19 protein-coding genes and 2 pseudogenes are annotated in these 24580 nt (G+C 42.7%); 15 read left to right on the plus strand and 6 right to left on the minus strand.

The features are described 5' to 3' along the window. Positions 1 to 594: 594 nt before the first annotated feature. Together L990_RS07100 and L990_RS07105 are read left to right on the plus strand one after the other, a co-directional pair. On the plus strand, positions 595 to 1809 hold the full coding sequence (locus L990_RS07100; RefSeq protein ID WP_047446974.1) for a hypothetical protein: 1215 nt from the start codon (positions 595 to 597) through the stop codon (positions 1807 to 1809). Positions 1810 to 1876: 67 nt separating this feature from the next. Beyond that, complete coding sequence (locus L990_RS07105; protein WP_047446976.1) at positions 1877 to 2254, plus strand: hypothetical protein; 378 nt, start codon at positions 1877 to 1879, stop codon at positions 2252 to 2254. Between the two features lie 323 nt (positions 2255 to 2577). On the opposite strand, the gene L990_RS19180 is transcribed toward L990_RS07105, so the two are convergent. Further along, a complete protein-coding gene (locus L990_RS19180; RefSeq protein ID WP_052180817.1) occupies positions 2578 to 3621 on the minus strand; it encodes a phosphatase PAP2 family protein in 1044 nt (347 codons plus the stop codon). 107 nt (positions 3622 to 3728) lie between these two features. After that, complete coding sequence (locus L990_RS07115) at positions 3729 to 5186, minus strand: phosphatase PAP2 family protein (RefSeq protein WP_081981637.1); 1458 nt, start codon at positions 5184 to 5186, stop codon at positions 3729 to 3731. A 453-nt stretch (positions 5187 to 5639) separates the two neighbouring features. Between L990_RS07115 and L990_RS07120 the strand changes: the two genes are divergently transcribed. The 4 genes from L990_RS07120 (at position 5640) to L990_RS07135 (ending at position 10445) form a co-directional block, all read left to right on the plus strand. After that, positions 5640 to 7019, plus strand: coding sequence for an aminopeptidase P family protein (locus L990_RS07120; protein WP_047446978.1), 1380 nt, complete (start codon positions 5640 to 5642; stop codon positions 7017 to 7019). A gap of 67 nt (positions 7020 to 7086) precedes the next feature. Next, positions 7087 to 8724: a dipeptidase gene (locus tag L990_RS07125; RefSeq protein ID WP_047446980.1), complete on the plus strand. Its 1638-nt coding sequence runs from the start codon at positions 7087 to 7089 to the stop codon at positions 8722 to 8724. Positions 8725 to 8810: 86 nt separating this feature from the next. Continuing rightward, positions 8811 to 9386 (plus strand): rubrerythrin, encoded by a 576-nt coding sequence (gene rbr / locus L990_RS07130; RefSeq protein WP_047446982.1) that lies wholly within the window; start codon positions 8811 to 8813, stop codon positions 9384 to 9386. Between the two features lie 60 nt (positions 9387 to 9446). After that, positions 9447 to 10445, plus strand: a complete 999-nt coding sequence (locus L990_RS07135; protein WP_047446984.1) for an acyltransferase — start codon at positions 9447 to 9449, stop codon at positions 10443 to 10445. Between the two features lie 65 nt (positions 10446 to 10510). Here L990_RS07135 and L990_RS07140 read toward each other — a convergent pair whose 3' ends face one another. The 3 genes from L990_RS07140 to L990_RS07150 all read right to left on the minus strand — a co-directional run bounded on the left by L990_RS07140 (position 10511) and on the right by L990_RS07150 (position 12785). Continuing rightward, a complete protein-coding gene (locus L990_RS07140; RefSeq protein ID WP_047446986.1) occupies positions 10511 to 10756 on the minus strand; it encodes a type II toxin-antitoxin system HicB family antitoxin in 246 nt (81 codons plus the stop codon). An 11-nt stretch (positions 10757 to 10767) separates the two neighbouring features. Next, positions 10768 to 11547: a tRNA pseudouridine(38-40) synthase TruA gene (gene truA / locus L990_RS07145; RefSeq protein WP_047446988.1), complete on the minus strand. Its 780-nt coding sequence runs from the start codon at positions 11545 to 11547 to the stop codon at positions 10768 to 10770. A 191-nt stretch (positions 11548 to 11738) separates the two neighbouring features. Further along, on the minus strand, positions 11739 to 12785 hold the full coding sequence (locus tag L990_RS07150; protein ID WP_047446990.1) for a hypothetical protein: 1047 nt from the start codon (positions 12783 to 12785) through the stop codon (positions 11739 to 11741). A 277-nt stretch (positions 12786 to 13062) separates the two neighbouring features. On the opposite strand from L990_RS07150, the gene L990_RS07160 reads away from it, so the two are divergent. The 7 genes and pseudogenes from L990_RS07160 to L990_RS20610 all read left to right on the plus strand — a co-directional run. Further along, the gene (locus tag L990_RS07160) at positions 13063 to 13629 is read left to right on the plus strand and encodes an RNA polymerase sigma-70 factor (RefSeq protein ID WP_052180819.1); all 567 of its coding nucleotides are present in this window, start codon (positions 13063 to 13065) and stop codon (positions 13627 to 13629) included. A gap of 135 nt (positions 13630 to 13764) precedes the next feature. Then, on the plus strand, positions 13765 to 14967 hold the full coding sequence (locus L990_RS07165) for a FecR family protein (RefSeq protein ID WP_052180820.1): 1203 nt from the start codon (positions 13765 to 13767) through the stop codon (positions 14965 to 14967). Between the two features lie 99 nt (positions 14968 to 15066). Beyond that, on the plus strand, positions 15067 to 18723 hold the full coding sequence (locus L990_RS07170) for a SusC/RagA family TonB-linked outer membrane protein (protein ID WP_081981638.1): 3657 nt from the start codon (positions 15067 to 15069) through the stop codon (positions 18721 to 18723). A 12-nt stretch (positions 18724 to 18735) separates the two neighbouring features. Then, positions 18736 to 20184, plus strand: coding sequence for a RagB/SusD family nutrient uptake outer membrane protein (locus L990_RS07175; RefSeq protein WP_047446994.1), 1449 nt, complete (start codon positions 18736 to 18738; stop codon positions 20182 to 20184). Between the two features lie 13 nt (positions 20185 to 20197). Next, entirely contained in the window at positions 20198 to 21079 is an 882-nt protein-coding gene (locus tag L990_RS07180; protein WP_052180822.1) for a putative zinc-binding metallopeptidase, read from the plus strand. A 39-nt stretch (positions 21080 to 21118) separates the two neighbouring features. Then, complete coding sequence (locus L990_RS07185) at positions 21119 to 22435, plus strand: DUF4302 domain-containing protein (RefSeq protein ID WP_047446996.1); 1317 nt, start codon at positions 21119 to 21121, stop codon at positions 22433 to 22435. 54 nt (positions 22436 to 22489) lie between these two features. Further along, positions 22490 to 22795, plus strand: a pseudogene (locus L990_RS20610) (DUF5018 domain-containing protein); the annotation flags it as partial. Here the strand turns inward: L990_RS20610 and L990_RS20615 are convergent. Further along, entirely contained in the window at positions 22691 to 22924 is a 234-nt protein-coding gene (locus L990_RS20615; RefSeq protein ID WP_410488763.1) for a hypothetical protein, read from the minus strand. The pseudogene L990_RS20610 and the gene L990_RS20615 overlap by 105 nt on opposite strands. Between L990_RS20615 and L990_RS20620 the strand changes: the two are divergent. Both L990_RS20620 and L990_RS20625 read left to right on the plus strand, forming a co-directional pair. Next, positions 22820 to 23458: pseudogene (locus L990_RS20620) on the plus strand (DUF5018 domain-containing protein); the annotation flags it as partial. The gene L990_RS20615 and the pseudogene L990_RS20620 sit on opposite strands and share 105 nt — an antisense overlap. Further along, complete coding sequence (locus L990_RS20625) at positions 23438 to 23914, plus strand: IPT/TIG domain-containing protein (protein ID WP_410488764.1); 477 nt, start codon at positions 23438 to 23440, stop codon at positions 23912 to 23914. The pseudogene L990_RS20620 and the gene L990_RS20625, both read left to right, overlap by 21 nt. Positions 23915 to 24580: the final 666 nt, after the last annotated feature.

The raw sequence follows: 24580 nt of genomic DNA on the forward strand, positions 1-24580 counted from the left end.
GCGGACGTTTTTGCAGGGGTGAAAATGCTCCAGCAAACTCTGCGGACGTTTTTGCAGGGGTGAAAATGCTCCAGCAGACTCTGCGGACGCCAATACAGGGGTGTATTTGCGACAAAAAAAAGGTAAACTTATAAGTGCATAAGCAACTATAGTAATCCAGCAGCGTTGAAGGAACTGAAGGGCTGTATTGGCGGCTTTGCCTTTACCTTGTAGCAGATGCTCCCTAAATTTATTTGCTACAACCTTTGGCCGTAAGTTTATAGGCTATAAACCTTATACTTAAGTTTGGCGAAAGTACAATGCCCTATGGCAATCGTATATTTTGATGAAAAAGTTAAATAAGACTGTAAATAAGTATTAAATTCGCCACTGAAATGCTTGCAGGCGTAGCCTGTAAACATATACCCATAACCATTATATAACGTAACCTCAAGTGTAAGCTATAAAATCATCGAACAGTACTTTACCTTATGGTAAATTTTATGAGTCTAGTGACCTTTTAGCAAAAGTTTTGGGATTAGTATATAAGGGCGATTTATTAGATATACGCGAGTTAATTGCAAAAAAAAAATATAAACCAGTAATACGGCAGGAATGTTTATACAATTTTTACATGGAGGTGACGAGCATAAACCAGAAACTCAAGATTATATTAGTTGGAATTATCTTGAGCATAAACGTAAATTTATAAAAATTCAAGGCGAATATATTTCTAACTATTACAATCAACCAGAAAAGAAAGTTGCTGAATTAAATTTATGGTGTGAATGGGAACCTCAATCAGTAGTTATTAAAGAGTTTGAATGTAGTCAATCAAAATTATTTCCTAAATATTTGTTTAATCCATATTTTGATTTGTCTGCAAGTTTAACTAAGCATATTGACTATTCTTTTTCAGAAAAGGTAATAAAAAAGCTTATTTCACTGGGAATCCCAGATTCAATTATCAACAATATGAGAAATATTGTTAAGGATGGGGAATTTTATGATTCTGAAAAACAAACTCCTAAAAGACTATCTCTTAAAAAATTTGAATATGCTTTTAAAAATATAACAAATGTATCGAATGTTTTTAGCAAATATAAAGAGCAAATATTGAATGCATCAAAAAATTACTACAATAGACAAAATACAGATCCATTTATATTTGGAGAAAATTTTAATTATTTTGTTTGTAGACAAAATTCGAAAAAAAGTTTTACAAAATTGACTGAACTTAAAGCTGGTGATGTAATTTTATTTGGATCGAACAAGAATAAATGTGATTTTATTCTTGATACAGTTTTTGTCGTTTCGGATAAACCTCCAATTATTTATTGTCCAACAAATTTTGAGCATACAGTAAAAAAAGAGATTTCTGATGAATATTATAACATTTCTTTTGTTTCAGCATTTTCAAAATTTTTGAATATTCAACGAATAAGTCAACCTAACAAAGGTTTTAAATTATATTTTGGTGCAACTTATGATAATCCAATAAATGGTATGTTTTCTTTTACACCTGTAATGTTACATGAAAAAAATAGCAAACGAGGGTTTAAGCGACCAAAAATCAAAATAGAAGATCATATCAAAGATAGGTTAAATACTAATTTTTTTGCAACTGCTTTAAATGATAGTGAAAAAACTAAAAAACTATGGGAGGAAACTGTAAAGCAAGTATTGACAGACGGTCAAAAATTACTGTTGGGAACTAAATTTGCAATGCCAATAAATAAAACTAAACCTGATTATCAAATTCCCGATAATGTTGTTGTTAGTGGGAATAGCTGTATTCCCGAATTAGATGAAATTGATGATGATAATTAATGCAATTCTAAGTTTGAATCTATAATCATTTTTATATATACTAAACGTTGGGTATAATAGAACTAAAATGAATCACCAAGAACAATTTTATAAAATGACTAAAGGAGATGTAATAAAAGGGGAAAAAACAGATCATCCAATTGTCTTTATTAAAAATGATGTAGATGATCAATTTATTGGGTGTATGATAACTCACTCTAGTAGTGATTTGTATCCGAATAATATAGGACTCAAGTCAGCACATTTTTTTGAAAAAGACGATGAGGGAAATGATTGGAAGATAAAATATGATAACTCATATTTTGTAGAACTATATCTTATTAAGAGAAATGATTGGGGGCCATATAAAATAAAAGGGCGATTAACACAAGATGGAGTTGAATTTGTTGAAAAATATTTGAAAGGTAAAACCCCAATTTGGTGGAATGAATATAATAAAAAGTAAAAGTCTTTTGCACAATCGAGTAGGTAGCCCACACTATCCGAAGTTTAGATTAAAAGCACTAAGCACGAAGGAGTTTGTATTCCGTCGAATATAATTAGCAGCTTTTGACTACCGTAAAACGTAAAAAAAAGAGAACTGTATAAAAGAGTTATGGTATTTGCAGATAAAAATAAGTTGTGGTTATCGAAAGGCCACAATATCTTCTATCAAACCAAAAAAACTATTATACCTCCTTATATACAAAACCAAAAGTGCCTCCAATCGGAGGCACTTTGCGTATTATACACCTATGTAGGTTAATGTTTTTGGTGTTTGGGGGCTGGCTATAGCGATAGGTGGAGCGCTAGCCCGACGTTGTTTCTATCTATAAGGGTGGGGCCAAAGGTTAGCTTTCCCTTATTGCTCTCCTTACCCATTTTTCGGATAAACGAAATGGTTTTTCCTCGCGATGTCACTATTTTTCCGTAGGTGTAGCCAATGGCAAGGGCCAACGGGTAGTCGCTAAGCCAATGCACGCCGTTGTTCATCATCGACAGGCCAATAAGTCCGATAACGGAGTAGCCAACGGGGCGTATCCACCTTATTTCGGGATAGTTTTCGGCGTATATGGTAACGGAGGCCATGGCGGTGGCCAAATGGCCCGATGGGAAGGCGTCGTGGTTGGGCACATCCGATTGGTAGTGCGAGGTGCTGGGGAAAAGGTGCCAATCGCCCGTTCCGCTTTCGGTTTTAAAGGGGCTTTGGCGTCCCGTAATACGTTTAATAAGCTGTACGGTTACTCCCATGGCAATATAGCCTTCGGCAATTTGCGATGCGGTAAGTATGGCCCTACTATCCTTGCAAATTAGCCCTTTGGTCAGCACGCCAGCTGTAAAGGCGATGGTTGGCCATCCCTCTCCTATATAGTAAAGGGTAGAGTTTAGGTTTTGCGGAAGGTCCATCATGTTAACCCTAGTACCGCCAACATTAAACTTAATGGCGTTGGCAAACTTACGCTCGTTGCTAACTCCGGCCCATCGGCTAAACTGCTGCACGGCGTCCATTGCCTGCCTGTCGAAGGTCATAAGGATGGCGGTGGTGGCAGCCAGCGCGCCCACGGTAATTAGCCCCTTCTTCTGTACGGTGCGTCGTCCAAATTCGCACCAATCCTTAGGGATGTTGGTAATAAAGTGATATCCTTTTGGCGATTCGTAGGTGATTTGGGTAGAGTCGTTAACTTGGATGGTTGTTGTAGGTCGCGATTTCTTTGCGAGGGTGCTGTCGTTGGCGCTAACGGTGCGGGCAGATACTGCCGTGCTGTCCTGCGCCGATGCCATCCCTACGTGGATAAAAAGGAGAATGAGTGGCGTTAAAAGTAGCTTGTTCATGGTACTATACGTAAACGGGTATTTTGTTTTGTTTCTGTTGCTGCTTGCCCTTCTGCCTTCGGCGATGGGCGTTTTGGGGTATCAAACCCGCTGCGTTGGCTTCGGTATTAGTCGAAGTAGGCGTTAATGCCAATCCCCAGCACGAGATTTTGCGTGGCATCGCGGGTATCCCTAAAGGAGGAGTAGGTGGGAACTCCTGCATCAATGTTTTCTATTTCGGCGTAGCGGGGGCGAGCAAGGCTCATGGAGTAGTCGGCAAAAAGGCGAAGCCCCATGTTGCGCGATAGCATTGTTACCGTGGCAATGCCCGTTTCGAAGCCCCAGTGCCTGTCAATCTTCGATCGGTAGCCAACAATCTTCTCTGGATTGGCGGTACCGGGTACCTTCTTTTTTACAAATAGTATTTCGGATGCCGATGATGATGCGTAGCCACCAAGCAGCTTGGTGTTTAGGTAAAATCGGCGCGAGATGGGGTACGAAAAGTAGGGTCCCACAAAGATATGCGTTACCGACATGCTGCCCGGCTGCACGTAGTCTACCTGCGACTTGAAGTTGGGGTGGGCATCCAAGAAGGAGGACTCGTTAAGCTCCAGTGTACTGGTATTAATGGATATCTTACCGCCAAAGCCTAGGTGGGGCGTTACGAAGTAGGCTCCTTCGGTACCCACATAGAATCCCAAATTTAGCTCTATGTTGGTGTCATCCTCCAGCTCTATTACGTTATTTAAAACGGAGTATCCCGAGCTGATATTCCAGAAGGTAGGCTTAAAATCGGTGGGTGGCAGGTCTTGACAAATGGCGCGCGAGGATAATCCCTTATTTCCGTAGATAAGATCGCCGAAGTAGTATCCTAGGTTAGATGATAGGATGCCAATACCAGCGCCGGCGGCCACATCCGAAAGCCAGTGCTTGTTGTTCATAACCCGCCCCATGGCAATGGAGGTAGCTGTAGCGTATCCAAAGATGCTGTAAAGCGGGCTTCGGGTTACCCCATACTCCTTATGGAGCCAAGTTGCCAGGGTGAAGGCCATTGCGGTGTGTCCCGAAGGAAAGGAGTTGTTGGCAGAGTGATCGGGGCGCCACTTATGGATGGTTCCCTTTAGGGTATTAACCGTTGCCCCCATAATGGCTGCCGAAAAGCCCGTTGATACGGCTAGTCGGCCCCACGAGCTACGTCCATCTACCCCAAACGCTTTTAGCGCGTAGGTAAGTAACCCCGGAGCGTACTGCATGTAGTCGTCGTAGCGGTAGCTGAATTGGGGAATATTGTAGTTGCGGGCTGCCCTAACGTAGTCGTCGCTTTTGCACGAGAGTGCTGCAAACGTAAAGATACCAGCAGGAATGTAGGTTAGCTGAAATGCTTTGCTGGTTGTAATTCGTTGAAACTGATTTTCCAGAGGCTCTTTAGCGAAGGCATCGGGAAAGGAGGGATATCTTATCGCGGTGCGCGTTGTGTCGTAAGCTGCGCGGTGGTACAGGCTGGCATATTGGGCCGTCAAATTTGTTGGAAATAGCAAAAGGGGAGTAAATAGTGCGTTTAGCAATAGTAATCTTATAGCTTTCATTTGTGGTGATTTTGTACGTGGTATGTGCTCCTTATTTCCTCTAGGTTCTACACCTTTCTGCCAAAAAGTGAATGGCAAAAGTAGAATTCATTTTGGCAGATGGATAAACCCTAATGTTAATTTATAGAGATATTTTTTGTAGAATGTACTGGTAAAATAGCTTAAAAAGCGTTTCTAGTGTGAATAACATGCCCAATTGCAGGGGGGCGTAAGGTTGGGCTGGATAAAAAATAAACGCTTTCCGCTATTTATTGTAGGGTAGCATCTCATCGTGTTGGTAATAATTATATATTTGAGGCTCATCCGAAGCAAAATGATTCTATTCAATCGTTTTATTCTTCTTTACAACACCTCCTACAAGGGGCTATTCGAATGCTTGATGTGCTAGCGTTCGCCCTTTCTGCATGATCATTTTTCCTTGGAATATTTTTCTAACCATATAACCTATTTCTTATGTTTTCAGCAAAAACGTATATCGAACGCCGTAGGCGTCTGCAAGCCGATGTTGCATCTGGTATTCTCCTATTCTTGGGCAACGACGATTGCGGCATGAACTATGCCGATAACACCTACCATTTTAGGCAGGATTCCACTTTCCTATACTTCTTTGGCTCCGACTATGCGGGGCTTTCGGCCATTATCGATATCGATAACGATCGGGAAATCATCTTTGGTGACGAGCTAACCATCGACCATATTGTTTGGATGGGCACGCAGCCCACCATCCGCGAGAAGAGCTTACAGGTTGGCGTTAATCTAACCATGCCGCTCTCTTCGCTCAAAACCTACATCGACGAGGCTATCAGAAAAGGACGTAAGGTGCATTTCCTTCCTCCATATCGACCCGAGCATCAGGTTAAGCTGTTCGAACTAACAGGGGTTAACCCTGCCGAACAGGCATCGTTGGCGTCGTTGGATTTTATTAAGGCGGTGGTAAACCAACGTAACTATAAATCGGACGAGGAGATTGTACAGATAGAGGATGCGGTGAACATATCTGCCGAGATGCACCTGCATGCCATGCAAATGGCCCGTCCGGGGATGAAGGAAGCAGATATTGCTGCAGCTGTTACCAGCATTGCGCTTGCTAGGGAGGGGAACTTATCGTTTCCGGTTATTGCCACCATCAACGGACAAACGCTGCATAACCACTACCACGGAAATACTCTGAAGGATGGCGATATGCTGCTGCTCGATGCTGGTGCCGAGAATAGGATGCACTATGCTGGCGACCTATCGTCTACCATTCCGGTATCGAAATGCTTTAGCGATAGGCAACGAAGCATTTACCAGATAGCGCTTAATGCCCACCAAAGTGCAGTGGCCGCCCTTAGGCCCGGTGTTGCCTTTAGGGATATCCATCTGCTGGCCGTAAAAGCTATTGTTGATGGCATGAAGGAGCTTGGCCTTATGAAGGGCGACGCTACCGAAGCGGTAAATGCGGGTGCGCACGCGCTATTCTTCCAGTGTGGCTTGGGGCATATGATGGGGCTAGATGTGCACGACATGGAAAACCTGGGAGAGGTTTGGGTTGGCTACAACGGAGAGCCAAAGAGCACCCAGTTTGGGTTAAAGTCGTTGCGCCTTGCCCGTAAGCTCGAGCCAGGATTTGTGCTTACCATCGAGCCAGGTGTTTACTTTATTCCAGAGCTTATTGATATGTGGAAGGCAGAAAAACGCTTCGAGCAGTTTATTAACTACAGCGAGGTGGAGAAGTATCGCGACTTTGGAGGGCTACGCAACGAGGAGGATTTCCTTATTACCGCCGATGGTGCCCGCCGCCTAGGTAAGCATGTACCCATTACCATGGAGGATGTTGAAGCGATGCGCTAGCATTTAGCGGTTACACCATCATTTACGTTAGGAGTGGAATTTTCGATACTACATTAATACGAATAGTATGAATAAGATAGTTAAGTTGGCTGTGTTGCTTATCCCTGCGCTGCTTTGGCAGAGTAACCTGTTGGGATGTACCGTTATTGTTGCGGGGAAAAAGGCAACGGTAGATGGTAGCGTACTGAATTCGCATACCGACTGTGGCGCCGATTGCCGTATTCGGGTTGTTCCGGGTAAAAAATATCCGAAGGGAGTGCTTGCACCCGTGTATTACGGTATCCAGCGTGTAGATCTTCCTTTTGGAAACGATGGCGAGGTATTGGGGTATATTCCTCAGGTGGAGCAAACCTACTCCTACTTTCGCTCTGCCTACTCGCACATGAATCAGCACCAGCTTTGCATTGGCGAAAGCACCTTAAGCCAAAGGGACGAGCTGCAGGTGGCCAAAGGCGAGGGAAAGCAGATAATGACGGTGGAGCAGGCGATGATTTTTGCGCTGGAAAGGTGTAAGAAGGCCGAAGATGCGCTTGCCCTTATTACTTCGTTGATGGAGAAGTATGGGTTTCTTCCATCGTGCGGACCCGAAAGCGAATGCCTAACCATTGCCGATCCCGACAAGGTTTGGATTCTGGAGCTCTTTAGCGTAGGCAAAGGATGGACGCCCGAAAGCGGAAAGCCCGGGGTGATATGGGCTGCCCAGCGTTTAGCCGACGAAGATGTTGCCATAATTCCCAACTGGAGCATCATAAAGGAGATTGATCTATCGCAGCCAGATAGGTTTAAGGCCTCGTCGAACTACATGAGCGAGGCGATTGAGCGTGGTTGGTACTCTCCTAAAAGCGGAAAACCCTTCATTTGGCAAAAGGCGTATGCCCCCATCGCCAGAGAGTGGGCAACCAACCGATTTTGGCTTTTTGCGAACACCTTTAAGCCCAGCGAAGCTAAAATCCCAAGCCGAAAAACTACCGATGCATACGGTATGCTCGATCAGTACCCCCAGTTTGTCGAAGATCTAGACCTGTATCCAACATCCTTTACGCCAGATAAGAAGGTTACCGTAAGGGATATTATGGATTTTCAGCGCTCTACCTTTACTGGAACCATCTACGATAAGGAAAACGATCCGTCGTGGTACTATATGGGCAAGGATGGTAATGCGGTGAAAAGCAAGCTGGCAACTCCATTCCCCACAAGGGAAATGCAGCGACTTTTTAAGACAACTCGCCGCCGTGCAGTTGCTCGTCCCGATGGCGAATATGGCATGGTTGCCCAGCTAAGAGGATGGCTGCCCAACGAGGTAGGTGGTGTATACTGGGTTTTCCAAGATAATGCCTACACGTCTCCCTATCTTCCAATATTTGCAGGGGTAACGGCTGTTCCGGCTAGCTATGCAACCTATAATCCCAATAAGGTGGAGGATAACTCTGCACGTTGGGCCATAGATATGGTAGATAACCTGCTATACCTAAACTGGCAGGATGGGAAGCAGGATTTGGCGGCTGCGCGCAGGCCTATGGAGGATCGTTTCTTTGAGAGAAACGCTCAGGTGGAGAAGGAGTATGTGGACTTGAAGGCGAAAAATCCTAAAAAAGCGCAGGAGCTGCTAAATGCTCATTGCGCCGAGTGTGCCTCGCAGATTATGGATACCTACAAGGAGTTACGCAATACGCTTTTGGTAAAGTACTCGAATAATAAGAGGTAGTGCGCCGATTATTTTGTGGACTATTGTGTGAATTTATTAGCAATTTTGTAACTTCATCTCCATATTATAAACCAAACTTGACGAATATGAACAGCATTAAAGGAACAAGAACAGAGCAAAACCTTCTTAAAGCATTTGCCGGAGAATCTCAGGCTAGCCGTCGTTACAAAATGTTTGCAAAGAAGGCGCAGGAGGAAGGGTACGAGCAGATTGCCGCCATTTTTAATGAAACAGCATTGAATGAGGACGAGCATGCGCGTATTTACTTCAGCTTCCTAGAGGGTGGAATGGTAGAAATTACGGCTTCTTACCCAGCTGGTGTTGTTGGTACTACTGCCGAAAATTTGGCAGCTGCTGCAGGTGGCGAAGAGGAGGAGTGGAGCGTTCTTTATCCTGAGTTTGCCCGTATTGCAGAAGAGGAGGGTTTCAAGAAGATTGCTACTCACTTTAAGCTTATTGCTGCGGTGGAAGAGACACACATGAAGCGCTATCGTAAGCTTCAGCAGGAGGTAGAGGAAGGAAAGGTTTTTGAGAGAGAAGAGGATATTGATTGGGTTTGCCGCGAGTGTGGGTATCACCACAAAGGGAAGAAGGCTCCTAAGAACTGTCCAAACTGCCAAAAGTCTCAAGCTTACTTCGAAGAGTATAACGATAACTACTAGCAGATATAAAAAAACGAAAAGGCTGAGTATTCTCAGCCTTTTTGCTTACAACCTAATTGTATGAGCGTAAATAGACACGTTGGAATTGATCTGCTGAGAATTATTGCTGCACTTGGGGTGGTGTTTGTGCATGTTTCATCGCCATTTGTAATTAAAAACATGAAGCAGGTTAACGACCTGTTTTGGGCTGGTAATCTTTTCGACTCGATAGGTCGGCTCAGCGTGCCAATATTTGTGGTTATAAGCGGCTACTTCATCTTAAAACCTATTGATGATCTGCGTGGGTTTTACAGCAAGCGCTTTACCCGCATTCTTTACCCATTTTTTGTGTGGTCGGTAATCTACCTTCTTTGGGCTTGGTTGTTCGACGGAACTCGTACCTCTAAAATATGTGAAGGCATTTTGTGGGGGAAACCATACTTTCATCTTTGGTTCTTGGGGATGCTCATGGGGCTTTACGCCGTGGCTCCGCTAATTGCCGACTTGCGTAGGCGTATCAGCTCGCGCAGCTTTTTGATGGTTGGCCTCGGTGCTCTCCTATTTGGAATGGCCATCGAATCGTGGAATGGCTATGCCGGAGCACGAACATGGGTAGGCACATGGTGGTTGTCGTACGTTGGTTACTTTATGGTTGGCGCCTCTCTTCCCGATTTGCGCGCGTTGGGCAATCGCCGCTTTGCGTTATTATGTACCGTAGCGGTTTCTGTGCTCTCCATTTTTATTTTAACGGGATGGCTCTTTGCGCAAAAGGAGTACTGCTGGTATTTCTACAGCTACTTGGGTCTTCCGGTTATCGTTGGATCAGTATCTTCGGTTTTGCTATTCGTAAACCTTGAAATTCGAGGCTATGCTTTTATCTCAACCGTGTCGGAGCTATCGTTTGGGATATACCTATTTCATATGATCCCCCTAAACGTTATAAAGAAGTACTGGAATGGAATGCTGGTGGAGAATCCTTACTGGAATATCCTGCTGGTTTCGTTGGTGGTGTTTACCATTTCAGCAATTGCCATGTGGGGCGTTTCTAGGGTTAAACCAGTTGCCCGGCTGGTAATGTAGTGGTGTGGACAGGTAGTATCACAAGCAAAGGCGGCAGAATGAAACCATTCTGCCGCCTTTGCTTTTTATGCCGAGGGTTTTTCGCCAAACTCGATGGTCAGGTTGTAAATCGCAGCGTGCGAATCGTCAATAACTGCCTCGTTTTGTGCCATCATTGCTTTGATGGTTGAGCCAATTTGTGACTGAATCTCATCAATTGCCTCCTCCTCGCTTTCTGCTTCGACAAAACAATTGGGAATTGATGGTGCCGATGCGATGTATTCATTCTCCGATATCTTCTTAACTAGAATTTTAAATGTTAAGTCTTTCATGGCAAAATATTTTATTTGATGTAAAGTAGCGACACTGGTCGGTAGTCAATTTCCTCGTTGTTATAGTAAACGTGTTCGAGGTATAGTCCAGACGGTGGCGCCGTGTACTTTGCGGGTTCGTTAGAGTAGCTATCGAAAAAGGATTGTAGCTTCCGCTCCGTAATATTTCCTCGTCCAACTTCGATAAGTACTCCTACCATTCTACGCACCATTTTCCAAAGGAAGTGGGAGCCTACAACGTGAATAACAATAGAATCGCCCTCCTTGTAGACGTTTACGCTCTTAACCTCCACCTTGGTTGAGGTTGTCTCTGAATCTTTGTCTCCAAACGAACGAAAATCTTTCAAACCAACCATTTGCTGGGCTGCATGGTGCATATCTTCCATGTTCAGATAGTCTTTCACCCAGTAGGCGTATTTTTTTCCAAACGCCGTTTTGCGTTTCGCAATGTGGTATACGTAGCTACGTGCGGTGGCATCGTAGCGCGCATGGAACTTGGCGTCTACCTCCTCTACATCTATAATGGCAATGGATGCAGGTAGGTTATCGTTGAGCTTAAATCGGATTTGCATGGGTGAGAGCTTGGTGTTCACATCTAAATGTGCTACCTGCCCTAGTGCATGTACTCCTGCATCTGTGCGGCCAGAGCCGTACAGCTCAAATTTATCTGTTTGAAAAGCTTCGCGGCAGGCATCCATTATCTTACCTTGGATAGATGAATGTCCTTTTAGGAGTTGCCAGCCGTGATATGCCGAACCGTCGTATTCTAGTGTTAGCTTAAAGCGCGCCATTATTAAAAATTTGGATCAAAGGTAGGGAGAATGAATTGATTTGCGAAAGGTTATTTGCGGATAGGCTTCTCTAGGCCTCGAATGGCGTTGCAAGCTGCCCGTTGAATGGAAAAGGCTTGAACCTAACTATAGATTCAAGCCTTCCTTATTTTTATTCGGTAGCAGAATGTTGCCTTAAAGTTGGCAATCGGCTATTTAGTTGACGAAGGCTTTTTGCCTGCGCTTCTGATGTTAACGAACTTGTTTAGTATGTCGAACCAGAATGGGGCGCCAAGTGTAATGGCGGCGGCAGTAAACATCCAGCCAATAAACGACTTTACAATTAGGCTGAGAATGAAAAGAATTTTTCCTTTCACATCCTTTTCATGCTTTAACCCTTCGGTAATGGTGGGCTGAGTCCATCCCATTGGTATGCCAACTGTTGTCATGCTGCGGTATAGCGAATCACCCTGCTGCTGTGCTGCGATTGACATGTTTATGGTTTCTTGTACGGATGCTGCAGCATGAGCACTGCTGGTGTCGAGCTTACTTTTTATGGAATCGAGCTTCACTACGGTTTGCTTGTATAGCGTACTGTCTTTAGCCACCTTCGCTGCCGTGGTTGCAAGCAATTCTGCCTGTTGTGGGTTATCTTTTAGGTACTTTGTAATGGCAATGGTGTCTGCATTAATTCCGACGGTTAGCGCTATTGCTGCTATAATGGTAATAATTCGCGTTTTCTTTCGGTATGTTCCCGTTAGCCTATCCATTGCATCTTCATACCAATGCTCAATTCTCGTTTTTAGCAGGTCTATGTTTTTTTGTACATCCTGGCATTCGTCTATGGCCTGTAGCATGTAGCGTCTTAGGTCGGCGGGGATGATGGTCTCTTCGGAGAGAATGGCCTCGCGCAGCCTCTCGCAGTTGAAGGTTAGTCCTGCGTCGGATTTTTGCTGGCTCTTTACGTAATTCTGGTAGATGATGTCGAAAAGAGCAGCGGAAAAGACGTTAGCAGGAATGAAGCTGGCAATTCGTCCCTTCATGGTAAGGCCGTCTACAAGTCCATGGTTAATTATTTGGTCGCCAAGCGTACCTCCCTGGGCGGTGTTAAACGAATCTTTTATCCACTTATTAAGGCTTGCCGCTCTTAAGTTCTTCGCTTGCGCTACTATCTCCACTATGGACGTGCAAATCACGCTTAGGATAAAGTAGATGAAGGCTAGTCCAATTACAAGATCGAGTATCCCAAAGTTTGTCATGAGTTAAGTTTTTGAAGAGGTTGTTTTGTTGCTATATTGTGAGTCATGAGAAATTTGTTTAATCAATTTGTTGAGGTGTTACTGGTCGGCTTATCAGAGGTTTATAATATTTTGGTGTTTTTTCAAATTGTTATATTGTTGCAATTTATGAAAATAATAATTAAATCGAAAGCAATTATAATCGGGGGATTATTAAAAGGTTTATTCTATCTCACAGCATCTTAGCCACAAGACTGAATCCTGAATAGTTTGAATGATCTTGTAGAAATAAGCAAAAATGAGTGTGATTCACGAAGAAAAACTTCTTATTGAAAATGTGAGAAGGGGTGATAAGCATTCGTATGAGGTTCTTTTTCATAAGTACTTCAGCGAATTGTCTCTCCTTTCTTATCGAATTGTGCGCAATAAGGTTGTTGCAGAGGAGATTGTGCAAGATTTTTTTGTGAAATGTTGGATTAAACGGGAGGATCTTTGGATATCGACCAGCTTCAAGGCATATTCGTACCGTTCTGTATATAATTTGTCGCTTAATTTTATCCGAGACAATAAGAAATTCACCTCATTAGAGAATGTTGGTGCTGCTTTTGTTGATGAAAGTGAAATGGGTGATGACTATTCATCAGATAACACCCGGTTACAAGCAGCAATCGAATCCCTGCCACCCCAATGTCGTCGAATTTTTACGCTTATTTGTGTTGAGGGATTGTCTTACGCCGAGGTAGCGGAGGAGCTGGGGCTCTCTGTTAATACAATAAAGGTGCAAATGAGTAAAGCTTACCGGTTGCTAAGGGAAAGCCTCTCGGTACATTCTATTATTTACTTGGCTATAGCTTTTATGGTATAGCATCGTTGTGCGATGCTGACGTAAAGCGCTTTTTATTCTGCTTTTTTACCTATCGTTAATATTTTTTCAAAAAAAATCTATTTGCAGTAATACTTTTTGGGGAAGCGTGTGTCTTTTCGGTAGAAAAAAGGATGCATGGAAAGAATTGATCTCCCCGAAAAGGATTGGAATTACATTATTGAACGAATCGATAGTGATGTTTCTGCCGATGATTTAACGTTTCAGGCTTGGTTGTCGGAAGTGGAGGTTCGACGGGTATTGTATGACGAGCTTTTGCTTATTCGCAGGAGCTCCTCCTTCTCCTCTTTTTCTGGTGAAAGGTATAAGAAGCGTGCTTGGGCGACTATTCTTGAAAAAATAGAGAGGGAAGAGCGACAGAAAAAGATGGCGGCTCGTCGTCTTTACATAAAGGTAGCTGCATCTCTTGCACCTTTTCTTTTTTTAAGCTTTGGCTATTGGTTGGGAAATAGGAATTCCATTCAGGATATTAATCTTAAGGATAACCTGTTTGCGCTATCGAGCAGCATTGAGCCTGGCTCTAAGAAGGCTAGGCTTGTACTTCAGGATGGAACGATGCTTGACCTTGGGAAGCATATTGTGCTTAAGGAGTCGGATGGTACCGAGATTACCAATGCCCCCAATAGTATGATTTCGTACATAAACCCAGATGCGGGGAGAGGGGCAAAAATAAATACGCTAATAGTTCCTAAAGGAGGCGAGTACCGGGTTTTGCTGGCAGATGGTACAAAGGTATGGCTTAACTCTGGGTCAATCCTAAGGTATCCAACCTCTTTTAATAAGAAGGAAAGAATGGTACAGCTCGAAGGGGAGGCGTACTTCGAGGTTAAGAAAAATCCGAAGGTTCCTTTTGCGGTGAAAGTTAGAGGGATGAGTCTCGCCGTTTTTGGTACTTCCTTTAATGTAAACTCCTACGAGCCGGGGAAAGGTATTGGAACGACGTTGGTGGAAGGGAAGGTTACTATGAGAATTGACAATGGGAAAGAGTACGTGATGAGGCCTCATGAGCATATTACCTACAACTTGGAAACTGATACCTATTCCGTTCTAAAGAATGTGGATGTTAGCCTTTATACCTCGTGGAAGGATGGTGTTTTCCGGTTTGAAAATCAGAGGCTGGAGGATATAACAAACCGACTTAGCCGCTGGTATTCATGCGAGGTTGTTTATAACGATAATTCGTTGCGAGATCTGAAATTTACGGGTGTTGCAAAGAAGAATGAACCTATAGATCACTTGCTTAATCTAATATCATTACTAAAAGATGTAGACTATGATGTAAAAGACGGAGTTGTTTTTATTAGCAAGCGAAGGAATTAAAAAAAGGAGAAGTGTTGGCCCACCTCTCCTCTGAAAATTCAATTCGCAAAAGCTGCTACTGATGGCAGCTAGTTACTTAACCAAATTCATTTCAAATTTATGAAAAAACTATGGCATTTAGGTATTCCAACGAAATATTTGGAATGCGGAAAGGCTTTTAGAACCCAATGTTTTATTTTTTTGCTTTTCGGGTCGCTACTATGCTTCTCAACCCAAAGCTTTGCTCAGAAAACAAGGCTAACAATTAACCTTACAAACGTTTCGCTTGAGCAGGTATTCGATCAAATCAGAAGCCAGTCTCAATTTGACTTCTTTTATAGCAACGATGATCTTGATGCAAGTCGGAAGGTGTCCGTGAAAGTTAGTAATGGATCGCTCGATGATGTGCTAAAGCAAGCGCTAGGCTCATCGTACACCTATAAAATCGTCGATAAAAAGATTCTTATCGAAGCGGTTAAAACCAAAAAGGCGGCACCTGCTCGCACCGATCAACCTTCGCGTAAAATAAAAGGAAAAGTAAGTGATGCCACTGGGGCATCCTTACCGGGGAGTACGGTTCGTGTTGTTGGCCTATCCAAAGGGGTATCTACAAATCCGAATGGGGAGTTTGAGATTGATGTTCCTGGCGGGTATAAGCAGCTTGAAATATCATTTATTGGTTTTATGCCCCAAATCGTGGAGTTGGATAAAAGCAGCAATATCGCTGTTACCTTAAAGGAATCGAACCAAAAAATTGATGAGGTAATTGTTACGGGATACCAAAAGGTCGACCGCAAGCTCTTTACAGGATCAGCATCACGAGTTAATGCGGATGATGCTAAGATAGAAGGGGTGTCCGATATCGGTAAAATGCTTGAGGGACGTGCTGCCGGAGTATCCGTACAAAGCGTATCGGGAACCTTTGGTGCAGCGCCTAAGATCCGCGTTCGAGGAAATGTTTCTATCTACGGAGACTCAAAGCCTTTGTGGGTTGTTGACGGTGTTGTACTTGAAGATGTGGTAAGCGTTTCTCCCGATGAGCTATCGTCTGGAGATGCCATTACCCTAATCAGTTCTGCTGTTTCTGGCCTTAACCCCGATGATATTGATAACTTTCAAATCCTTAAGGATGCTTCTGCTACTGCACTTTATGGGGCTCGCGCTATGAATGGCGTTATTGTGGTTACCACAAAAAAGGGGCATAAGGGAAAGACGTCGGTGAGCTATAACGGAAACTTTACAACCCAGTTTAAGCCAACTTACGATACCTACAATATCATGAATTCTAAGGATCAGATGTCGGTATATCGCGAGTTGGAAAGGAAAGGCTGGCTTAACCATTCAAACATATCAAGGAGTAATGATGGTGGTGTTTTTGCCAAAATGTACGATCTGATAAACTTTTATGATCCAGCAACAGGGTTTGGTTTGGAGAATACGCCAGAGGCTCGAGCTAAGTTTTTGCAGAAATATGAAATGGCAAATACAAATTGGTTCGATCTTCTTTTCAAGAACTCCTTTGTGCAGGAGCATTCAATTAGCATGTCGTCAGGAACTGATAAATCGCAGTTTTATGTATCAACCAGTATTTACAACGATAACGGATGGACAATCGCCGATAAGGTAAAGCGCTATACTGGAAATTTTAAGGGGACATTTAATCTTACCCCCAAAATAACAGCGAGCCTTTCTACCTCTGGTTCGTACCGCGATCAAAAGGCTCCAGGTACGCTAAAGCGAGTTCAAAACGTTGTGGAAGGGACTTATGAGCGCGATTTTGATATAAATCCTTACTCATATGCTCTCAACACAAGTAGAACGTTGCGTCCGTACGATGATAATGGGAACCTCGAGTTTTTTAGAAAAAATCTAGCCCCATTTAACATTCTTCGCGAGCTGGAAAGAAATACGCTGGATATAAAGATGCTTGATTTGAAAATGCAGGCCGATTTATCCTATAAGATTACCGACTGGCTTTCTTATGATTTTGTAGGATCTATGAGATGGGTTCAGTCAAGCCGTGAGCATAGCATTAAGGAGGGATCTAACCTTGCTGAGGCATACCGTTCGGCAGGTAGCGCTGTTACTCGCGATGCCAATCCTCTTTTGTACAGAGATCCAGACTATCCAGAAGCCGAAAAAGTTGTTGTGCTACCAACAGGGGGCTTCTATAATAGGGATGAAAACAACTTGACAAACTTCTACATACGTAACGTCTTTAATATTAATAAGACATTTAAAGAGAAGCATGCCATGAACATCCTTCTTGGTCAAGAAATCAGGTATGCCGATAGACAAAGCCTTTTCTTTAATGGGTATGGGTATCAGTTTGACAAGGGAGGAGTTCCTTTTGTTGACTACCGATTTATTAAGAAAATGATTGAAGGTGGTTTTAACTACTACGGAATGGGCTGGGAGTATGATCGATTTACAGCGTTCTTTTCTAATGCAGGCTACTCTTACAACAATAGGTATACTGTTAATGGAACACTTCGTGTGGATGGTTCAAATCAGCTTGGAAGATCTAGAAGCTCTCGTTGGCTGCCAACTTGGAATATAAGCGGGCTATGGAATGTCCATAATGAACAATTTGCTAGCAAGTTTAGCAAGATTTCGAGATTGTCGCTTCGTGCAGGATATTCGATGAATGCCAACATGGGGCCAGCTCGTAACTCTACGCTTATTCTCCGAAATGCAACAACCGATCGTCCATATACTAACGAAAAGGAGTCTTCTATCTACATTGATGACTTGGAGAATAGCGAGCTAACATGGGAAAAGCAGCACGAAATTACAGCTGGTATTGATCTTGGTTTGTTCAACAACCGTCTATCTATTACTGCGGAAACATACCAACGAAAAGGTTTCGATCTACTTGGATACTTGGATGTGTCGGGGATTGGTGGTAGCAGCTCAAAATTTGCAAACTACGCTAATTCGGTATCTAAAGGCTACGACTTCTCCATCAATGGACGAATTTATGAAACAGACGGATTTAGCTGGACATCTAATATTCAGCTGGCTTATAATACAACCAAGATAACCAACTTAAGATCTAAGCCTCGCATATACAGCCTAACCCGTGCTGAAGGCGGTCCGTTGGAAGGATATCCTATAAGGGGACTATTCAGCGTTCGTTTTGATGGTTTAGATAACTCGGGGGTTCCTACTTTTATAAACGAGGATGGAGCAAAAGATTACGGAACATACATTCAGAGCGATAAAATTAAGTACTTAAAGTATGAAGGTCCCGTTGATCCTACTTTTACTGGTGGATTTTCGAACACGGTAAAGTATAAGAGTTGGACGCTAAACCTCTTTATCTCCTACCAATGGGGGAACAAAATCAGGTTAAACCCTGTGTTTAAGTCGTTCTACTCCGACACCGACGCGCTACCCAAAGAGTTTAAGGATAGATGGGTGTTACCTGGAGACGAGCAGTTAACAAACGTCCCTGCCATCATGTCTCGGAGGGAGTATTACCGCATTGACGGGACTAACCTTTACCCATATCAAAACTATAACATTAGCGATGCGCGTGTTGCAGACGGTGGATTTGTTCGCTTAAAGAATATATCGTTAACTTACGATATCCCACAGTCTTTAATCAAAAAAATTGGATTAAAGAGTTCTACGCTAAAAGTTGCAGCGGTTAACCCTTGGCTAATTTATGCAGACTCCAAATTGAAGGGGCAAGATCCTGAATTTTTTGGAGCTGGTGGTGTTGCCATGCCTATGCCTAAGCAGCTAACGCTTACATTAAAACTAGGATTATAATCAACTCAATACATGAAAAGATTAACTCTATATATTGCTGTATTCATGGGCATGCTTACAAGTGTAGCCTGCAACGAATACCTAGATAAAGTTCCGGATAACAGAACAGAACTCGATAGCAAAGAAAAAATAGCAGAGCTTCTTGTAAACGCCTACCCAAAAGCAAACTACTTCAGCTTTTGCGAAGCAATGACAGATAACGTTGGAGACAAGGGATCGGGTGTAACTGCAAAACCTCTGAATACAGAGCCTTACTTTTGGAAGGACTTTTCCATTGACGGAACAGACACACCTGCTAGCTACTGGGACGACTGCTATAATGCAATTGCACATGCTAATGTTGCTCTCGAAGCGATTGACAAGTTGGGTAATGGAAATGAGTATGCTGCACAACGGGGCGAAGCGTTAGTTTGTAGAGCTTACGCTCATTTTATGCTGGTTACTCTTTTTGCCAAAACCTACGATGCCAGTACAGCCGCATCCGATTTGGGAATTCCATATGTTACGGAGCCAGAGAAGGTGGTTATTAAGAGCTACAAGCGCGAAACTGTTGCAAAGGTATATGAGCTTATAGAAAAAGATTTGACAGAGGGTATGGCTCTCATCTCGGACGAATTCTATAAAATTCCAAAGTACCATTTTACCAAAGCAGCCGCAGCTGGATTTGCATCTCGTTTTTACCTCTTCAAAAAGGATTACGAAAAGGTCATAAAGTATGCCGATATGGCTATTGGAGTAAACCTTGCCAGCAAGCTACGCAACTGGAATGTTTACGTAACCAAAAGTTACTACGATCTTCTTAAAACCTATACGTTATCTTCCGAGAGCGCTATTCTGTTGCTTCAGGAAACCATAAGTGTATGGGGGAGGGAAGTTCAGAGGTATCGTTACTCCCTTTCTTCTCAAAAAGTCGATGAGTTTTTTGTTCAAAAGAATGTGACTGGAGTAAAATGGATATACCCTATTTACGGTGACGAAAAAACTTCAGGGATTCCAAAATTTGAGGAATACTTCAAGAAGTTAAGTGTAGATGCCAATACAGGCTATCCAATGAATATGATTCCGCTACTTACCTGCGAGGAGGTTCTGTTTAATAAGTTGGAGGCAATGGTGATGTCAGGTCAACCTGCTAGTAATATTCTACCTCTTATTAATACGTTTGTTATTAGTCGTGTAGCAACCAAAGATGCTGCCGCCGCTAACCTTACGCTTGATAAAATTGCTCAGTTTTATAAAAAGCCAACGGAGAAAGAAAACCTACTTGCCTGCATTCTCAACTTAAAGCAGGTTGATTTTATCCACGAAGGTATGCGCTGGTTCGATATTCTTCGCCACAAGATCGAAGTTACCCATAAGGCAGAAAGTGGCGAAGTTGTAACGCTAAAGGCCAACGATTTAAGGCGAGCCATTCAAATCCCGCAAAAGGCGATAAACAACGGCATTACTCCAAATCCAAGGTAAATACAAGAACTTTATGAAAACTTACAGCAAATCAATTATACTAATTCTCTTTGCTATTGCAACCCTTTGTGCCTGCAGTAAGGAGGAAGATTTAGGGAAGTCGAACATTGACGTAGAAACCCCCAACCGACAAGGAACCGACAAGTGGATTTACGATAACTTTGTAACGCCACTAAACCTTGAAGTAAAGTATCGATGGGACGATAGCGAAGTTGAGATCGACAAGAAGCTTGTGCCCGCCGAAGAATCTCAGGTTATCCCCTTCTTGGAGGTTGTAAAAAAGGTTTGGATAGAACCTTACACTGATAAGACCGTAGTTCCAGACGAAACCTTTTTGAAAAGGTTAAGCCCCAAGCAAATTGTCCTTGTAGGTAGCTTGAACTACAATTCAGATGGAACAATAACCCTTGGAACTGCCGAAGGAGGCCGAAAGATTGTTTTGTATGAAGTTAACGGCTTTAGCAAAACTAATAAGGAGCAGGTGCTACGCATGCTTCATACCATGCAGCACGAGTTTGGGCACATCCTTCATCAGAATAAGCTTTATCCAGCCGAGTTTAAGAAGATAACTCCTGCCTATACCAAGACCTGGAATAACTATGATTTGGAAACCTGTAATAAGGAGGGCTTCATAACCCAATATGCCCGTTCGTCTCCCGACGAAGACTTTGTGGAGATGATTGCTGCTATGCTTACCATGAGCAAGACGGAATTCGACAATATGGTTAAGGCCATAAAGTGGGCTGATGGTAGAAATAAGATTAGGGAAAAGGAGCAGTTTGTGGTAGCCTACTACCGTGATAAGTATGGCATAGACATCTACGCGTTACAGCAGCGAATTGCTGATGCAATGGCTTCGCTCAACGCACCGGTTACTCCTCCTGCTGGGAAGTAATCTCAGCTGCACATGTTTTCTAAAACAAATTAAAACACAATGAACAAGCTATATATCGCGATTGTGGCAATGTCCATTTTACTCTGTGGATGCCAAAAAGAAGACTCGCCGATTTTTAGTAAAAGCGCCGATGAGCGAATTAATGAAAAGCTCAGTGAATATCAAAAGCTGCTAGTGAGCGCGAAGTATGGATGGAAAACCGCCTACTTTCCCAAAGACCTAAAAACTGGTGGCTGGTCGTACATCTTTAAGTTTAAGGAAGACGGATCGGTTACCATGATGGGCGATTTCAATAAGACAACTGCAACAACCGAGCAGCCCTCAAAGTATCGCGTTTGTCAAATCCACAAGCCAAGCTTGATATTTGACACCTACAGCATGCTGCATATTCTGGCAGATCCAGAACAGAGTAATCCTCCTGGTCCAAGCTTACAGGGTGACTTCGAATTTGAATTCTTAGCCTATAAGAACGATACGCTATCGCTTGTAGGAATACACGATAAGACCATTCTTAAAATGGTGATGGCTACCGATAAGGATATCTCGCTCGAAAAGAACGTAGCACGTCGTGCGCAGGCAAAGGCTTTTTTCTCCGACCTCCCTACCCGTCCTTATTTTAAGGGCGTAAGCATAGGCAGTAGTAGCATAGACATCAGCTATGTGGATAAAAGTAAAAAGGTGATTATTCGCTACTCTAAGAACAACACCGTTTACACATTAACCAGAGCCGTTGCTTTCAACGAGCAGGGAATGGTGCTCTCTTCTCCTGTAACGCTACCCAACGTATCTAAACCTGTTAGCACCATTGCTTTTTCGGGTGATTCGCCTACCGAACTTAGCCTGTTGTGGAATAACGAAGGTACGCCATGTATGGTGCAGCATATGGATTATCCCGTAGTCCCTTATATTAAAGAGCTAAATACCATAACGCAGCTAGAGTACTTCAACATCATGAGGGTGTCGCCATCTTTAAAAGATGCATTAGATCAGGCCGAAACAATTCCTAATTTAAAAGACCTGCAGCTAATGTTTGATGCTTTTGTAAAGGAAGGGGCGCCTAGAGAAAGCGCTTTGCTTGCTTACTGTCCAGAAGCTACCAAGAAGAATTGGTTTCAGTATAACCTACAATGGACTTATGGCGATGATGGCGTATTAAAAGGTAAGTATGTTGGGGCTGTGTCTGGGTTAGAGCACGAAAGCAAGGTTAAGCCTTTAATCAACCAGCTTTGTAATGGAGATGGATATACCGTAGCAGATATCAGCATTCAAAGCTTTGATAAAAGCTCGTTGGTAACGGCAACGTTAATATCTCGAGCTAATAGCCAAGATCGGATTTTTATTTACACGTTTTTATAGCAAACTCACGTATTAACTACAAACAAATTTATTATGAGAATTAAATTACTACTAATGAGCTTTGCGCTTTTAATCTTGGCCTCCTGCTCGAAGGACGAGGTGAAAAGTGCTGAAAAGAGCATTCTTGATTTTTCTTTTTCGTTAAACGGAAAAACAATTAAAGGTGCTATTGATAACGCTAAAATGGCTGTTTCGCTAACCGTGCCTTACGGAACGGACGTTACAGCAATTGCGCCTGCTGTGGTAACATCACCGCTATCTACCGTGCTTCCTGCAAGTGGTGCTGCGCAAGATTTTACAAAGCCTGTAACCTATACTGTAACGGCCGAGGATGGATCTAAGCAGGCCTACACAGTTACCATTACCGTCGATAAAAATACGGAGTGTCTTATTAAGGAGTTTAAGTTTACGCAGTTTTCTCCTAATGTGGTTGCCGTAATCGATCAGAACACCAAAACAATTTCTGCAAAAGTTCCTTTTGGTACAGATCTTACTGCTCTTACTCCATTTATTCAGATTTCTAGTGATGCTACCATTTCTCCAGAGGCCAACAAGCCAACCAACTTTACTTCGCCTGTAGAGTACACGGTTACCTCTCAAAATGGAGAAACAAGCAAGTATACCGTTACGGTAGTTACTGACGAAGATCCTTCTGTTCTACGAATTATTACACTTAACAAGACATCGTTTATCGTTGGTCTTGGAGATATCGTAATTACTGGTCGTAACCTAAAAAAGGAGGGAACTACTTCGTATGTTCTTTTTGGTACTACCAAGGTGAAAGGCGTAGTAAACGAAGCGGGTACCGAGATTACAGCAGGAATTCCAACTACGCTAACTCCTGGAAAGGTTATGGTAAAGGTTCAGGTTGGGATAAACAACAACTCTAACGAAATGGAGGTAACCATCATGGAGAACACTTTCCCCAAGCCTACAATATCTAGCGTTACGCCAAGTGAAGTTGTGTCTGGAGATATTATCGAGATTACTGGCTCAAACTTTATGAAATCAGGTAATACCGTACGGTTGGCAACATCTGGCTATCCTGCTCTTAACTATGTACTAACACCTGTAGAGGAGAGCGAAACACGCTTACGTTTTAGCACAGCAGGTATAAGTAAGCCTGCAAGCTTCGACTTATACGTAAAATCGAACGGAAAGGAAGAAAAGTATACAGCAAAGGTAAAGCTTACCTTAAAACCTGCTGTAATTGCAAGCGTATCGCCTCTAAAAGTAAAGGCTGGAGAAACGATCACCATCACTGGCGAAAACTTTAACAAGGAGACGTTGAGCATGGTGCTTATAGATAACGGCGCGCATGCTATTACCTATGTTGATGACAAGCATGTTACCATTAAGGCTAGTACCGATTTAAAGCCAGGTAAATATCTTTTAGAGATTAAGATAGGAGCAACAGCACCATCAGGCGGTCCTACCTTCAAGGTTATCTATTCTACCCAGGTAGAAATAATAGCCTAAGGGTATTATTTAACGAGTTCATCCCTGTTTAGCATATTGTTATATCTATAATTAAAAGTCTTCTTAAACATATACCAAAAGAAACGAGGTTGTCTATTTTTAGGCAACCTCTTTCTTTATTAGAGCCTGTATCTGAACGAATGCTGCCACCTGCGTTATATCTTATTTGTTGCTTACGGCCTTTGCTAAGGCCTACAATTAGAGGAATCGTTCTTGTTTTTGAATGTATATATATGATTTTATTTGGATTTTACACATTGAAATGTGGCGTATTTATTTTAGAATTATTGTGAATTATCTTTCCTGTTAATAATCAAATCTACATCTAAAATACGGCTGGTTCCGTTCGTTTTAAAGGTCTGATATGGTGCTTTAAATTAACATATGTTTAATAAAGCGCCCTTGTTCTGTGGCGATTGACCGTCTGTGGAATTTTTGCCTTGTTTTTTGGGAGTAAATTTGCTAAATATCAGAAAAAGTGAATTGTATGTATTAGTATATGTTAACATATGTCTTTTTATTGACCTTGAGATGGTTCATTCTTTATAGGTTTTGTTCCATTTGATATAAAGGATGAAGCATTCTTTACAGGTTTTGTTCCATCCTTTATAAAGAATGCTCCATTCTTTACAGGTTTTGTCGCATTTTTTGGATGTTTTACTCTAT

Source organism: Alistipes sp. ZOR0009 (genome assembly GCF_000798815.1).
Classification (GTDB): domain Bacteria; phylum Bacteroidota; class Bacteroidia; order Bacteroidales; family ZOR0009; genus Acetobacteroides.

Excerpts from the sequence above, each read along its gene's own strand:
- L990_RS07100 (WP_047446974.1), top strand. The coding sequence starts at position 595 with ATGTTTATACAATTTTTACATGGAGGTGACGAGCATAAACCAGAAACT.
- L990_RS07105 (WP_047446976.1), top strand. The coding sequence starts at position 1,877 with ATGAATCACCAAGAACAATTTTATAAAATGACTAAAGGAGATGTAATA.
- L990_RS19180 (WP_052180817.1), bottom strand. The coding sequence starts at position 3,621 with ATGAACAAGCTACTTTTAACGCCACTCATTCTCCTTTTTATCCACGTA.
- L990_RS07115 (WP_081981637.1), bottom strand. The coding sequence starts at position 5,186 with ATGAAAGCTATAAGATTACTATTGCTAAACGCACTATTTACTCCCCTT.
- L990_RS07120 (WP_047446978.1), top strand. The coding sequence starts at position 5,640 with ATGTTTTCAGCAAAAACGTATATCGAACGCCGTAGGCGTCTGCAAGCC.
- L990_RS07125 (WP_047446980.1), top strand. The coding sequence starts at position 7,087 with ATGAATAAGATAGTTAAGTTGGCTGTGTTGCTTATCCCTGCGCTGCTT.
- rbr (WP_047446982.1), top strand. The coding sequence starts at position 8,811 with ATGAACAGCATTAAAGGAACAAGAACAGAGCAAAACCTTCTTAAAGCA.
- L990_RS07135 (WP_047446984.1), top strand. The coding sequence starts at position 9,447 with ATGAGCGTAAATAGACACGTTGGAATTGATCTGCTGAGAATTATTGCT.
- L990_RS07140 (WP_047446986.1), bottom strand. The coding sequence starts at position 10,756 with ATGAAAGACTTAACATTTAAAATTCTAGTTAAGAAGATATCGGAGAAT.
- truA (WP_047446988.1), bottom strand. The coding sequence starts at position 11,547 with ATGGCGCGCTTTAAGCTAACACTAGAATACGACGGTTCGGCATATCAC.
- L990_RS07150 (WP_047446990.1), bottom strand. The coding sequence starts at position 12,785 with ATGACAAACTTTGGGATACTCGATCTTGTAATTGGACTAGCCTTCATC.
- L990_RS07160 (WP_052180819.1), top strand. The coding sequence starts at position 13,063 with ATGAGTGTGATTCACGAAGAAAAACTTCTTATTGAAAATGTGAGAAGG.
- L990_RS07165 (WP_052180820.1), top strand. The coding sequence starts at position 13,765 with ATGGAAAGAATTGATCTCCCCGAAAAGGATTGGAATTACATTATTGAA.
- L990_RS07170 (WP_081981638.1), top strand. The coding sequence starts at position 15,067 with ATGAAAAAACTATGGCATTTAGGTATTCCAACGAAATATTTGGAATGC.
- L990_RS07175 (WP_047446994.1), top strand. The coding sequence starts at position 18,736 with ATGAAAAGATTAACTCTATATATTGCTGTATTCATGGGCATGCTTACA.
- L990_RS07180 (WP_052180822.1), top strand. The coding sequence starts at position 20,198 with ATGAAAACTTACAGCAAATCAATTATACTAATTCTCTTTGCTATTGCA.
- L990_RS07185 (WP_047446996.1), top strand. The coding sequence starts at position 21,119 with ATGAACAAGCTATATATCGCGATTGTGGCAATGTCCATTTTACTCTGT.
- L990_RS20625 (WP_410488764.1), top strand. The coding sequence starts at position 23,438 with ATGAAATCAGGTAATACCGTACGGTTGGCAACATCTGGCTATCCTGCT.